Origin of the sequence: Buttiauxella sp. (assembly GCF_035271705.1) — a bacterium.
Taxonomy (GTDB): Bacteria; Pseudomonadota; Gammaproteobacteria; order Enterobacterales; family Enterobacteriaceae; genus Buttiauxella.
The window spans coordinates 1-12,019 of the sequence record NZ_DATERI010000093.1; the positions used below are offsets into that span (position 1 = coordinate 1).

The following is a 12,019-nucleotide window of genomic DNA, read 5'->3' on the forward strand; positions in this document are numbered from 1 at the left end:
CCGACTTCCATGTCCAAAGGTTGAACAATGGTGCAGCCCTGGCGAGCCCAGTAGTCCTGTAAAGTCAGGATCAGGCCTTGAAAGGTCTTGGTATCAAACTTTTGCATGTTGATTTCGCACGCGTTCGAGAGGGTTAAAAAGAGAAGCGGTCAGTATACACTCAAAACCATTCGAGTTGCATCAAGACGGCAACTGAATGAATCCCCTGGAGCTTAGTACACTAAGCGACTGGGGTGAGTGAAGGCAGCCAACGCAGAGGCAACTTGAAGGGTGACGAGTGTACCTTTTGAGGGAAGATATACAGCCTCATCCACGTGCTGTTTGCCCCGTGTTGCGGCTTTATGTAGAAGAAAGGTGCAAAAATTGACCGCTTTCGTCAAAGGAGCAGGTAAATGATTCCCGGCGCGTCGTGCTGCCAAGGATCTCATAGCTTCCCTGATACTGCTTAAAATCCACCACACTGATGCGCTGGGATTGCGTATTGTAGCGATGCGCCGCTTCCTGCTTGCAGGTATCGACCATCACTTTCCCCTGAATCATGGGATGTTGCGCGACTTGCGCATACTGTGTTTGCTGCTCCTGCGAACTACAAGCACTCAACAACAAGGTGGCTAAAGCGAGCACCCAACGGCTATTTTTTATTTTTGGCATCATCATTCGTTAACTGTACGTTAAAATCTTTTCTGTTAATCAATAATTAACAGGTATTCCGCATTCTGCAAACCCGTATGACACCTGACAAGAGGGCCAATGCAAACTCGGATAATTGTACGTACCAAATTTAGAGGACCGAATGCCGCAGAAAATTAACTGGATTGATAACTTGCGCGGGATTGCGTGCCTGATGGTGGTAATGATCCACACCACAGCCTGGTACATCACCAACGCGAATATTGTCACACCATTTAGTTGGGATTTGTCTAATGTGCTGAACTCGGCTTCACGTGTGAGCGTCCCGCTCTTTTTCATGATTTCGGGTTATCTGTTTTTTGGTGAGCGCAGTGCCCAGCAACGTCATTTTTTACGCATCGTCACATGCCTGGTGTTTTATAGCGTGATAGCGCTCATCTACATCAAGTTACTGACCCCCATCAACGCCGGGCTCTCGCTGCGCTACATCCTGCAAAAACCGGTGTTTTATCACCTGTGGTTTTTCTTTGCGATCATGGTGATTTACCTCCTTTCACCGTTGATTCAGGTGAAGAAAGTTAACGCGATGGTCATTCTGGGGCTGATGGTTTTGCTTGGCGTGGTCGCCAATCCTAATACCGTGCCGCAAACCTTGGGTGGCGTAAAATGGCTGCCGATTAATTTATACATTAACGGCGATACATTTTATTACGTGCTTTATGGTTTGTTAGGCCGCGCAATTGGCATGCTGGAAACGGATAAACGCTGGATTAGCGGGTTGGCTGCAGGCTTATTTGCATTGTGTATTTTTTCGATTTCGACCGGCACGCGTCACCTGCTGGATGTGAACGGTAATTTTGCCGACACCTTCTATGTTTATTGCGGGCCGCTGGTGTTTATCGCCGCCATGAGTTTGCTGGTGCTGGCCAAAAACTGCCTGAATGGCCGACCGCTGCCGGGGCTGACGTTAATCTCGAAGCATTCGCTGGGGATTTACGGGTTCCATGCATTAATCGTCCACTTCTTGCGCACCCATGGATATCAAATCACACACTCTCCGGTGCTCGATATTATGTGGATTTTCGGCGCCACGCTTGCCGGGAGTTTGCTGCTTTCCATCGCATTGCAGCGCATAGATCGCCGAAAAATGGTGAGTTAAGCGTTACGGGCGCGGGCGCGGTGTAACTGGCGTGGTGATGAAAACCCCGCCGCAACCGCCGCCTGCTCCATACGTTGCCCCTGCAATAAGCGCTGTTCGGCAACCGCCAGGCGCAATTGCTCCAGATAATCCCGCACTGAAATCCCTAAATGCTGCTGAAAAAGCCGCGATAAATGGCGCGAACTGACATGCACTTTGTCGGCAATTTCCTGCACATCCCACGCTGATTCTGGCGCTGCCGAAAGCAAATCCTGAGCACGATGCACTGCCGGATGAATATGATTGCGATAGCGCAACCACGGCGATAATTGCGGGTCGTCGCCCGAGCGGCGAAACCACACCACCATTTCACGCGCCACATCCAGTGCTGCTTTTGGCCCGCAATAGCGGTTAATCAGATGGAGCGATAAATCGATACCAGAGGTAATACCCGCGCTGGTCCAGATCCCCCGGTCTTCGACAAAAATACGGTTTTCCTTCACCAGCGCGCTCGGGGCGGCAGCACGTAATCGGGCCAGCACATCGTGATGCGTGGTGCATTGCATACCGCTCAACAGCCCCGCTTTTGCCGCCAACAGCGAACCGGAACAGACACACATCAAGTTGAGTTGCTGGCGATGAATTTGCGGTTGCAGGCGCGTCAACCAACGGCGCACCTGTTCGGCTTGTGGCGTATCAAAATAGCGATTTGAGTCGCTCACGCCCGGCAAAACCAGCAGACTACCTTCCGGGAAGCTTTCTGGCAGCGGTTCGATACCCGAAAAGTTAAGCCCGATGGACGTGGTCACTTGTGGGTCCGGGCCGATGAAATGCAGATGAAAAGCATCGCCTGCCAGCGCCAGCGTTTCCGCAGGGCCAGTCAAATCGAGCGACAAGACACCGGGCAAAACAACGAACCAGACCCCAATACTCACGATAAAGACTCCAGGCATTCGGCAACGGTTTGGATTTGGGCAAAACGCCCAGTCAGCACTGTTTCAGTACGGTGGCGCAGAGTTGCGGTATCCAGCGTAACCCCTTTCCAGCTCATCGGGAAGGTGAGCATCGCTTCACTGACAAATGAAACACGATAACCCAAATCGGACGCCACCCGCGTGGTGGTTTCGCAGCATTGTTCAGTACGAATCCCACAAATAATCAGATGGTTAATGTCACGGCTTCGCAACCAAAGATCGAGGCCGGTATCGGTAAATGCGTTGTGAACATGTTTCTGGAATACTCCGTCAGCCTGATGCTGCAAAAAAGGCATCGGTTTAACGTAGCCGGAAGCCAGCGAGAACGGGCCTTCATCGTCAACATGGAAGATATCCACAACTGGAATTTTCAAATCCTGACAACCGGAAATCAGCTGAGAAATCGCCTGCTGAAATGCCGGGACATCGTCTTCCTGCCAGTAATCGCGATGGAAAAAGGATTGCTGCGTGTCGATATTAATCAGAGCGGAACGTGACATTTTCGGACTCCTCATCAGTAGATAGGACTCCATTGTGACAAGGGTTGTTCATATTGCTAATACCAAAAACGGACAAGATAATGGCGAATAGGGACCAGTTGTGAGTTGCTGGAGGTTGTAGGGTGAATAAGCGTTAGCGTCATCCACCTGCTTAAATAAATTATGTTACTCTCCAGCCTGAAATCCCCTCGGAGAAAATCATGATCAGCAAGGTAGCGCGCCCTACGATAAGCGACGTCGCGAAAGCGGCAAAGACCGGAAAAACCAGTGTTTCCCGCTATCTTAACGGCGAGCAAAGCGTGCTGTCTGACGATCTGCGCTTACGCATCGAAACTGCCATTGCTGACCTCGATTACCGCCCAAGCCAAATGGCGCGCGGCCTGAAGCGTGGTCGTACGCGTTTAATTGGCCTGATCATCGCGGATATCACCAACCCCTACTCTGTCGATGTACTAAGCGGCATAGAAGCGGCATGTCGGGAAAAAGGTTTTACGCCGCTGGTGTGTAACACCAATAACGAAGTAGACCAGGAGCTGCATTACCTCGATTTGCTGCGCAGTTATCAAGTGGAAGGGATTGTGGTGAATGCGGTGGGCATGCGCGAAGAAGGGTTAAACCGCTTGCAACAATCAGCCCTCCCCATGGTGCTGATTGACCGCAAAATTCCCGATTTTGCTTGCGATGTGGTGGGGCTGGATAACACTCAAGCCGCAACATCCGCAACCGAACACCTTGTGGAACAAGGGTTTGAAGCGATTCTGTTTATCAGTGAACCTCTCGGCACTGTCAACACGCGCCGGGAACGCCTGAATGCTTTCCACGCCACGCTCAAGCGCTACCCGGGGATTGTCGCCGAAAACGCTGAAGTGCCTTTGCACGAAGCGGATTTGATAGACAACACGCTGCGGCAGTTCCATTCCGACCATCGCGGCATGCGCAAAGCGGTGATTTCCGCCAACGGTGCACTCACGCTACAGATTGCACGCTCTATGCGGCGCATTGGTCTGCACTGGGGCAGCGATATTGGCCTGTTAGGGTTCGATGAACTCGAATGGGCAGAGCTTGCCGGTGTGGGGATCACCACTCTCAAACAACCGACCTGGCAGATTGGATACGCCGCTCTCCAGCAAGTCGTGAAACGCATTGAAGGTAGCAGCGACGGCGTCTATGAACAGGTCTTTTCAGGTGAGTTAATCGTTCGCGGCTCTACCGTCCGATAATTCCCGTCCTAATTCAAGCCGCATCTTTGTTGGCTGCACTCACTCGCCCAAAGCACTGACTTTAGTAAGCTCATCGGGACTCGTTCCTTTGCCGCCTCAATGCGACCCGAATGACTTAGGGAGTTTGTTCGTGATAGCGATCATAAATTGAATACAGTTGGCTTTTCTTTGGAACCGGTTCCATCTAGCGTAATAAGTACGTTATAGAACTGTTGCCATTCCGGAGAAGTTAATGCCGAGAAAAATTATTATTGTCACTGCCGCTTATGGGCATGACCGCATCGCTGCCATGGGTGGCCAACACGCGCTGCTGCCAATCATCGCTAATGCCGGTGCTGACGGTGTAGAAATCCGTCGCGAATTGTTTAGCCGCACCCAGCTTGATGCCCTGCCAGAACTGGCGCAGCAAATCGCTGAACACCATCTCCAGGCCTGTTATTCCGCACCGGAGCCGCTGTTTGTTGAAGACGGCACACTGAATCCTCTGATTCCTTCTTTGCTGCTCGAAGCCCACCAGCTAAACGCAAGCTGGCTAAAACTTTCTCTTGGCCACTTCCGCAGTAACCAACAATTTTCTCTTTTGCAACAGTGGCTTGATGCAAGCGACGTACCCGTAGTCGTGGAAAACGACCAGACAAGTTACGGCAAACTCGCACCGATGCAGCGCTTCCAGGCGGCCTGTAATGTGCTGAACCTTCCCGTGAAGCTCACCTTTGATATGGCGAACTGGCTGTGGGTCGATGAATCACCAGAAGCCGCAGCTCGCGTACTTGCGTCATCGGTCAGCTACATCCATGTCAAAGCCGCCGTTGCGCACCATTATCACTACCGTGCCATTGCGCTGGATGATGCCGAACCACGCTGGCTGGAATTACTCAATAGCCTGCCAGCCGACGCGCCACGTGGAATTGAATTCCCGCTGGAAGGTCGTGACCTGACCGCCGTCACCCGCCATTACGTTAACTTATTACGCGAGGAGTAAGGGATGTCGAAACAACTTGATGTGATAACCATTGGTGAAGCGATGGCCATGTTTGTCGCCAGCCAAACCGGAGATCTTGCCGGGGCAGAGCAGTTCGTCAAACGTGTGGCGGGCGCTGAACTGAACGTCGCCACCGGCCTTGCTCGCCTGGGCCTGAAAGTGGGTTGGGTGAGCCGCGTGGGTAATGATTCTTTTGGCCGCTACGTGCTGCAACAGTTGGCGAAAGAGCATATCGACGATCGCGGTGTGACCCCTGACGAGCGTTATGCAACGGGCTTCCAGCTCAAATCTAAAGCCGAAAATGGAACCGATCCCATTGTGGAATACTTCCGCAAAGGTTCTGCCGCCAGCCATCTTTCCCTGACCGATTTCAACGAAGAGTACTTTTGTTCCGCACGCCATTTGCATTTGAGTGGCGTGGCGGCAGCGCTCTCCGACAGCTCTTTAGAACTGCTCAATCACGCGGCTCGTGTCATGAAACAAAAAGGTAAAACGATCTCTTTCGATCCTAATCTGCGTCCGGTGCTGTGGAAAAGCGAAGCCGAAATGGTGAAGCAATTGAATAAACTCGCTTTCCAGGCCGATTGGGTACTGCCAGGTTTGAGCGAAGGCGCATTGCTGACAGGGTTTAAAACCCCAGAAGCGATTGCTGATTTTTATCTGGATAACGGGGTGAAAACTGTGGTGCTGAAAACCGGTGCTGACGGTGCCTGGTTTAAAACGTCAACCGGTGAAAAAGGTGCGGTGAGTGCTGTAAAAGTCGAAAACGTGGTCGACACCGTCGGTGCCGGAGACGGCTTTGCTGTGGGCGTAATAAGCGCCTTGCTGGAAGGAAAATCGTTACATCAAGCCGTTAGCCGCGGTAATAAAATCGGCTCACTGGCGATACAAGTTATCGGTGATAGCGAAGGGTTGCCAACCCGAGCTGCACTGGGCGAATAAACCAAGATGGCATCTGCTGTGCCCTACACTCGGCATGATGCGACTTCCCTCAACATAGAGGTTTTCCTATGAAAAATAATACAATCGCACCAAGGCGTTGGTGGTACATCATACCCATCGTGTTTTTCACCTACAGCCTGGCCTACCTCGATCGTGCCAACTTCGGTTTTGCCGCCGCTGCGGGTATTAACGATGACCTTGGCATCACCAAAGGCGTCTCTTCCCTACTGGGCGCTCTGTTCTTCCTCGGCTATTTCTTCTTCCAGATCCCGGGGGCGATGTACGCCGAACGCCGTAGCGTGCGTAAGCTTATCTTCATCTGTCTGATTTTATGGGGTGGCTGCGCGTCACTGACTGGCATGGTGAGTAATATCCCAATGCTTGCAGCGATTCGCTTTGTGCTGGGTGTGGTAGAAGCGGCGGTGATGCCTGCAATGCTGATTTACATCAGCAACTGGTTTACCAAATCTGAACGCTCTCGCGCCAACACTTTCCTGATTCTGGGTAACCCCGTTACGGTGCTGTGGATGTCAGTGCTTTCTGGCTACCTGATTCAGTCCGTAGGTTGGCGTCACATGTTCATCATTGAAGGTCTTCCGGCGGTTCTCTGGGCATTTGCCTGGTGGGTGCTGGTAAGAGACAAACCTGCGCAGGTTGGCTGGTTGTCTGATGCCGAAAAATCCGCGTTGCAAGCTCAGCTCGAAAAAGAGCAGCAAGGCATTAAAGCCGTGCGCAATTACGGCGAAGCGTTCCGCTCGCGCAATGTCGTGCTGCTGTGTATGCAGTATTTTTGCTGGAGTATTGGCGTGTATGGCTTCGTGCTGTGGCTGCCATCGATTATCCGTGGCGCAGGGGCGACAGGAATGGGAATGGTGGAAGTCGGCTGGCTCTCATCAGTACCGTATTTGGCCGCCACTATTGCGATGATTGTTGTGTCCTTCGCCTCCGACAAAATGCAGAATCGCAAACTGTTTGTCTGGCCGCTGTTATTAATTGGTGCACTGGCATTCCTCGGCTCCTGGTTGGTTGGCCCTAACCATTTCTGGGTTTCCTACACCTTGCTGGTCATTGCTGGTGCGGCAATGTATGCGCCGTATGGCCCATTCTTTGCGATTATCCCGGAAATGCTGCCGCGTAACGTTGCCGGTGGCGCGATGGCCCTCATTAACAGCATGGGTGCACTCGGTTCGTTTGTCGGCTCCTGGTTTGTGGGCTACCTTAACGGTGCGACAGGCAGCCCATCGGCTTCCTATGTATTTATGGGGATGGCATTGCTCGCCTCAGTGTGGCTTACTTTGATAGTGAAACCGGCAAAAAACCAACAAGTTCCGGTGGAAGCACACCACGCCTAATATCAAACCGGGCGGTCGTTATACCGCCCGGTCTGTCTAAATTAATCTGCTTAACGGAGAACGTCATGAAGCCGTCCGTCATCCTCTACAAAACGTTACCTGACGACCTGCTTGCCCGCCTTAAAAGTCACTTTACAGTCACTCAACTGAAAGATTTAAGCCCTGAAACCCTCAAGCAAAATGCCCAGGCTTTTGCCGAAGCAGAAGGGATCCTGGGTTCCAGTGAGAAAGTTGATAAAGCGTTTTTGGAACACACTCCGAAGCTGCGTGCCACCTCGACTATTTCAGTCGGCTACGACAACTTTGATGTGGATGCGCTGAGCGCGCGCGGTATTGCGCTAATGCACACGCCAACCGTGCTGACTGAAACCGTCGCAGATACCATGATGACCCTGGTGCTGGCGACAGCCCGCCGGGCGGTGGACTTGGCTGAACGTGTGAAAAATGGCGAGTGGACAGGCAGCATTGGGCCGGACTGGTTTGGTATCGACGTGCACCATAAAACGTTAGGCATTCTGGGCATGGGCCGCATCGGTCTGGCACTGGCACAACGTGCGCATTTCGGCTTTAACATGCCAATCCTGTACAACGCCCGTCGCCATCATCAGGAAGCGGAAGACCGCTTTAATGCCCGCTATTGCGACCTGGATACCCTACTGGCCGAATCCGATTTCGTCTGTATTTCTCTGCCGTTGACCGATGAAACTTATCATCTGATTGGCGCTGAGCAACTGGCAAAAATGAAGTCTTCTGCCATTTTAATCAATGCGGGGCGCGGCCCTGTTGTTGACGAAAAAGCGTTAATTCAGGCGTTGATAGACGGCACAATTCATGCCGCAGGTCTGGATGTCTTTGAGCAAGAACCGCTGCCAGTTGACTCGCCGCTGCTGAGCCTGCCGAATGTCGTGGCGCTGCCGCATATCGGTTCAGCGACCCATGAAACCCGTTACAACATGGCGGCTTGTGCAGTGGATAACTTGATAGCTGCGTTGAGTGGCAATGTGAAAGAGAACTGCGTGAACCCGCAGGTATTGAAGTAGTTCATTGTGGCGGATGACGCTTACGCTTATCCGCCCTACAAATTTATCGGCGTTTTAAAAGTAATTCCGGCAATCGACTTTGATGGAGTATGCCGATGACGACAATTCCAGTTTCAGCTTTCTTGTAAAAGAGCATATGACTCATATAGGGGAAGCTCCAGACCCCAGTATGCAGCGTGACAGACTCAAGAGTCCCCATGCCAGGCATGTTTGCAAGATGCTGCATTGTGATGCGCATGCCCGCCAGATATTCGCGCGTCACAAGCTTCCCAAACTGCTGTAGAGAAAATCCTTTTAGCTCGCGTAAATCCTGTTGCGCATCTTCAGTCAGTTTATAGCCAGCCATCAAAGATCCTTCATAATCTCGTCAAACACTTCTTCACCATCAAAAACCTTACCCGCTTCAAACTGTGCGATAGAACGCGCAAGTTTCTCTCTCAGATTCTGTAACTTAAGCTCTTCGATAGCGTTGTAGTCAGCAACAGACATCACAACGACTGACGGTTTACCATTTTTGGTAATGCTTACTGGCTCGCGCTGCGCTTTAGCGATCATTTCCCCAAACTGGGTTTTCGCCTCATTGGCCGTAAAACTGATCATGAAAGATTCCTCACATCGGTTGAATAGGTACAAATCGTTCGATTTATATCTATTTTAAACTAACTGGTGAGCGTGAGCGAGTTTATGCAGGGAGAATAAAGCCAAAAAGGAATTCAACAAATAAAGAGAGGAGATAGTCTGGAGAAGCTTCGCAATAGAGGAATTTTAAGCAAAATAAAAGGATGAACCCATGCGGGTTCATCCCTTCAATCAATCATTCAGAATGGCGAACTTAGAAATCGGTCTTAGAAAAACCGGTCATTTCTTCAAGGCCCATCTCACGGCCTAACGCCGTCATTGGATGGACGATAACCAAGCCGCGCACCGCTTTTTTCAGAGCACCCATGTTGGCTTGTTCTTTCTTGGTAATTGGACGCTTGTACGGCAACGCCATCAGCTTTTGCGCTTCTTTGCTCAGCTTCTGGTTGCGCACCGCTTGCAGGCGAACAATCTCAATTTCCAGCTTCGCTTTCTCTTTTTCCAGCTCAACATACTTCTCAGCGTCATTGATCAGATGCAATTCAGGCATCTCGTGGCGGATAGCGTCCAGACGATCGCTAAGACGTTTGATTTCTGCTTTTTCGATTTCTTTCATTTTTAATTAACCGTGAATAACTTTCATTGCTGGCAAGGATACACCATTCGGCGCTACAGGGCGAAAAGGGACTTTGTATGCCCATCATCTTTCAGGTTGCGGGGTGTTGGCTGCAACTCGAAATCTAAAGAGTATATGAGATTACTTCTGGAAGGCTTTTTTTAAGCTGATCCGTGAGATAAGCTCAGTCAGGGAAAGCACCATCGTGGAACGAACAATTTGCTGATAACGCTGTTTCTGCATGGCAAATAGCTCAGGATCGCTGCCATCAACAAATTTTGGCGTCAGAGGCAGAGCAGAAACACAATGTAATTCACCAAAAGGGCCAAGCATCTCATCGTCGGTAAATTTGTAGTCGTTGCCGTCGTGATTGAGCTCTTCACGCAAAGCCATCAGCAGCTCGCAATCTTCATACTCTGCACGATTGAGCACGCCCAGGCCATAGATGAGTTTGAGACGGACAGAAAGATCACCTAACGGGCCGTCGCCATCCAGCAGCGGCTCAACGGCATATTTCACCGCATAGTCGTCTTTACGGAATACCTGAAGTACCAGAATATTAACCGCTTCGGTGAGAAGCTCAACAGCGGCAATGAGCAGGCTGCGTACGGTTTTGCCGGCATTAAGACGCTCAAGCACACGGTTTTCAAAGGCCTGGGTTTCTTCCATCTTTGCCTACATCACTAAAAGTATTGTTGGATGCAGCGTCTACTGCACCCGCTTTATACCCATCGCCTGTCAAGACGCAGGGTTGTTGGCTGCTTTCACTCACCCAAATCACTTACTTGAGTAAGCTCATCGGGATTCCCTCAGTTGCCGCCTACCTGTGTCTTGAAAAACTTAGGGTTACATCACTCTTTGCCGTTATAGGCATTCACCGCTTCAGCGACAACATCACTGCTTGCTTCAAGGCCTGATATTTCAGCCAGAGTGGCCTGTGGGCCTTTTGCTGCCAGCAACTGCTCCAGTTCCTGCGCTTGCGGATCTTGCTCGCTGCGATAATGCATCGCCGCCGCAATCCCTTCGACCAGATATTGTCGCGGTAAACCGTATTCGATAGTGCCCAATAACGGTTTAATCAGACGGTCGCCCGCACTTAATTTACGCAGTGGCTGGCGACCCACGCGTTCCACATCATCTTTCAGATATGGGTTTTCGAAACGACCCAAGATTTTCTGGATATATGCCGCATGCTTGTCGGCGTCAAAACCGTAGCGTTTGATCAACACCGCACCGCTTTCGTCCATCGCCCCTTTCACTACAGCCCGGATTTTCTCATCCAGAATCGCATCGCGAATGGTCTGGTGACCCGCAAGCTGGCCAAGGTAGGCGGTTATAGCATGGCCGGTATTCAGCGTGAAGAGTTTACGTTCAACAAACGCCATTAGATTATCAGTGAGTTCCATGCCAGGAATGTTCGGCAGGTCACCTTTGAACTGAGTTTTATCAACAATCCATTCGCTGAATGTTTCAACGGTGACTTCAAGCGGATCATTGGTGGCAGATTCAGAAGGAGGCACGATGCGGTCAACGGCGGAATCCACGAAGCCAACATGCTGCTCAACCCAAGCCTGATCATCCTCAGAAAGCGCCTTCATGACATGGGCTTTAAGCTGGCTGGTGCCACGCACCATGTTCTCACACGCGATAATGTTCAGGGGTTTTTCATTGCCATTGGTACGACGCAGAACCAAACCTTTTGCCACCGCTGGCGCGATACGTTCCAGAACAACTGGCCCGACAGCCGTAGTGACCAGATCAACATCGGCAATTAGCGTCACGACTTCATCGCCAATGCTGCTGACGGCATTCACATTAGAAACGGTATCGATTTGTTTTTGCTCACCCACCACGTGAACCTGGTAGCTATGGCGCGCATTCAGCGCATCCAGCACGGTTTGGTTAACGTCCGCAAAGGTCAGTTGGATACCGGCATCTGCCAGCAGTTTGCCGATAAAGCCACGTCCGATATTACCTGCGCCAAAATGTAATGCTTTCATGTCGTTCACCTTCTTAAATTTGAATCACCCGAGAGGGTTCGGGTGA

The 12,019-nt window shown here is 51.1% G+C and carries 14 protein-coding genes and 1 pseudogene; 6 read left to right on the plus strand and 9 right to left on the minus strand.

The genetic code is table 11. The features are described 5' to 3' along the window. Both VJY99_RS08280 and VJY99_RS08285 read right to left on the minus strand, forming a co-directional pair. The coding region (locus tag VJY99_RS08280) for a glycine--tRNA ligase subunit alpha (RefSeq protein WP_324117592.1) at positions 1-107 on the minus strand (107 nt) is incomplete at its 3' end. A 232-nt stretch (positions 108-339) separates the two neighbouring features. Next, on the minus strand, positions 340-651 hold the full coding sequence (locus VJY99_RS08285) for a YsaB family lipoprotein (protein ID WP_324117579.1): 312 nt from the start codon (positions 649-651) through the stop codon (positions 340-342). Positions 652-793: 142 nt separating this feature from the next. Between VJY99_RS08285 and VJY99_RS08290 the strand changes: the two genes are divergently transcribed. Then, a complete protein-coding gene (locus VJY99_RS08290) occupies positions 794-1,789 on the plus strand; it encodes an acyltransferase (RefSeq protein ID WP_324117580.1) in 996 nt (331 codons plus the stop codon). Here VJY99_RS08290 and VJY99_RS08295 read toward each other — a convergent pair. Next, the gene (locus VJY99_RS08295; protein ID WP_324117581.1) at positions 1,786-2,703 is read right to left on the minus strand and encodes a GlxA family transcriptional regulator; all 918 of its coding nucleotides are present in this window, start codon (positions 2,701-2,703) and stop codon (positions 1,786-1,788) included. The genes VJY99_RS08290 and VJY99_RS08295 overlap by 4 nt on opposite strands. Further along, entirely contained in the window at positions 2,700-3,242 is a 543-nt protein-coding gene (locus VJY99_RS08300; RefSeq protein ID WP_324117582.1) for an isochorismatase family protein, read from the minus strand. Before VJY99_RS08300 ends, VJY99_RS08295 begins: the two co-directional genes overlap by 4 nt. 200 nt (positions 3,243-3,442) lie before the next feature. Here VJY99_RS08300 and VJY99_RS08305 point away from each other — a divergent pair, with 200 nt between their 5' ends. The 5 genes from VJY99_RS08305 (at position 3,443) to ghrB (ending at position 8,778) form a co-directional block, all read left to right on the plus strand. Then, complete coding sequence (locus VJY99_RS08305) at positions 3,443-4,462, plus strand: LacI family DNA-binding transcriptional regulator (protein ID WP_324117583.1); 1,020 nt, start codon at positions 3,443-3,445, stop codon at positions 4,460-4,462. A gap of 232 nt (positions 4,463-4,694) precedes the next feature. Continuing rightward, positions 4,695-5,444: a sugar phosphate isomerase/epimerase gene (locus VJY99_RS08310; RefSeq protein ID WP_324117584.1), complete on the plus strand. Its 750-nt coding sequence runs from the start codon at positions 4,695-4,697 to the stop codon at positions 5,442-5,444. Positions 5,445-5,447: 3 nt separating this feature from the next. Beyond that, entirely contained in the window at positions 5,448-6,386 is a 939-nt protein-coding gene (locus VJY99_RS08315; protein ID WP_324117585.1) for a sugar kinase, read from the plus strand. A 68-nt stretch (positions 6,387-6,454) separates the two neighbouring features. Next, positions 6,455-7,738 carry an MFS transporter gene (locus VJY99_RS08320; protein WP_324117586.1) on the plus strand — a complete coding sequence of 428 codons (1,284 nt, stop codon included), beginning with the start codon at positions 6,455-6,457 and terminating at the stop codon, positions 7,736-7,738. A 65-nt stretch (positions 7,739-7,803) separates the two neighbouring features. Continuing rightward, positions 7,804-8,778 (plus strand): glyoxylate/hydroxypyruvate reductase GhrB, encoded by a 975-nt coding sequence (gene ghrB / locus VJY99_RS08325; protein WP_324117587.1) that lies wholly within the window; start codon positions 7,804-7,806, stop codon positions 8,776-8,778. A 43-nt stretch (positions 8,779-8,821) separates the two neighbouring features. Here the strand turns inward: ghrB and VJY99_RS08330 are convergent, their stop codons facing one another. The 5 genes and pseudogenes from VJY99_RS08330 to mtlD form a co-directional block, all read right to left on the minus strand. Beyond that, positions 8,822-9,124: a type II toxin-antitoxin system RelE/ParE family toxin gene (locus VJY99_RS08330; protein WP_324117588.1), complete on the minus strand. Its 303-nt coding sequence runs from the start codon at positions 9,122-9,124 to the stop codon at positions 8,822-8,824. After that, positions 9,124-9,378 (minus strand): type II toxin-antitoxin system Phd/YefM family antitoxin, encoded by a 255-nt coding sequence (locus VJY99_RS08335; protein WP_324117589.1) that lies wholly within the window; start codon positions 9,376-9,378, stop codon positions 9,124-9,126. The genes VJY99_RS08330 and VJY99_RS08335 overlap by 1 nt, the downstream gene beginning before the upstream one ends. 232 nt (positions 9,379-9,610) lie before the next feature. Next, positions 9,611-9,973, minus strand: coding sequence for a YibL family ribosome-associated protein (locus VJY99_RS08340; RefSeq protein WP_324117590.1), 363 nt, complete (start codon positions 9,971-9,973; stop codon positions 9,611-9,613). 141 nt (positions 9,974-10,114) lie between these two features. Then, a pseudogene (gene mtlR, locus VJY99_RS08345) lies at positions 10,115-10,648 on the minus strand (mannitol operon repressor MtlR); the annotation flags it as partial. Between the two features lie 176 nt (positions 10,649-10,824). Next, positions 10,825-11,973: a mannitol-1-phosphate 5-dehydrogenase gene (gene mtlD / locus VJY99_RS08350; RefSeq protein ID WP_324117591.1), complete on the minus strand. Its 1,149-nt coding sequence runs from the start codon at positions 11,971-11,973 to the stop codon at positions 10,825-10,827. Between the last annotated feature and the right edge of the window lie 46 nt (positions 11,974-12,019).

Excerpts from the sequence above, each read along its gene's own strand:
- VJY99_RS08285 (WP_324117579.1), bottom strand. The coding sequence starts at position 651 with ATGCCAAAAATAAAAAATAGCCGTTGGGTGCTCGCTTTAGCCACCTTG.
- VJY99_RS08290 (WP_324117580.1), top strand. The coding sequence starts at position 794 with ATGCCGCAGAAAATTAACTGGATTGATAACTTGCGCGGGATTGCGTGC.
- VJY99_RS08300 (WP_324117582.1), bottom strand. The coding sequence starts at position 3,242 with ATGTCACGTTCCGCTCTGATTAATATCGACACGCAGCAATCCTTTTTC.
- VJY99_RS08305 (WP_324117583.1), top strand. The coding sequence starts at position 3,443 with ATGATCAGCAAGGTAGCGCGCCCTACGATAAGCGACGTCGCGAAAGCG.
- VJY99_RS08310 (WP_324117584.1), top strand. The coding sequence starts at position 4,695 with ATGCCGAGAAAAATTATTATTGTCACTGCCGCTTATGGGCATGACCGC.
- VJY99_RS08315 (WP_324117585.1), top strand. The coding sequence starts at position 5,448 with ATGTCGAAACAACTTGATGTGATAACCATTGGTGAAGCGATGGCCATG.
- VJY99_RS08320 (WP_324117586.1), top strand. The coding sequence starts at position 6,455 with ATGAAAAATAATACAATCGCACCAAGGCGTTGGTGGTACATCATACCC.
- ghrB (WP_324117587.1), top strand. The coding sequence starts at position 7,804 with ATGAAGCCGTCCGTCATCCTCTACAAAACGTTACCTGACGACCTGCTT.
- VJY99_RS08330 (WP_324117588.1), bottom strand. The coding sequence starts at position 9,124 with ATGGCTGGCTATAAACTGACTGAAGATGCGCAACAGGATTTACGCGAG.
- VJY99_RS08335 (WP_324117589.1), bottom strand. The coding sequence starts at position 9,378 with ATGATCAGTTTTACGGCCAATGAGGCGAAAACCCAGTTTGGGGAAATG.
- VJY99_RS08340 (WP_324117590.1), bottom strand. The coding sequence starts at position 9,973 with ATGAAAGAAATCGAAAAAGCAGAAATCAAACGTCTTAGCGATCGTCTG.
- mtlD (WP_324117591.1), bottom strand. The coding sequence starts at position 11,973 with ATGAAAGCATTACATTTTGGCGCAGGTAATATCGGACGTGGCTTTATC.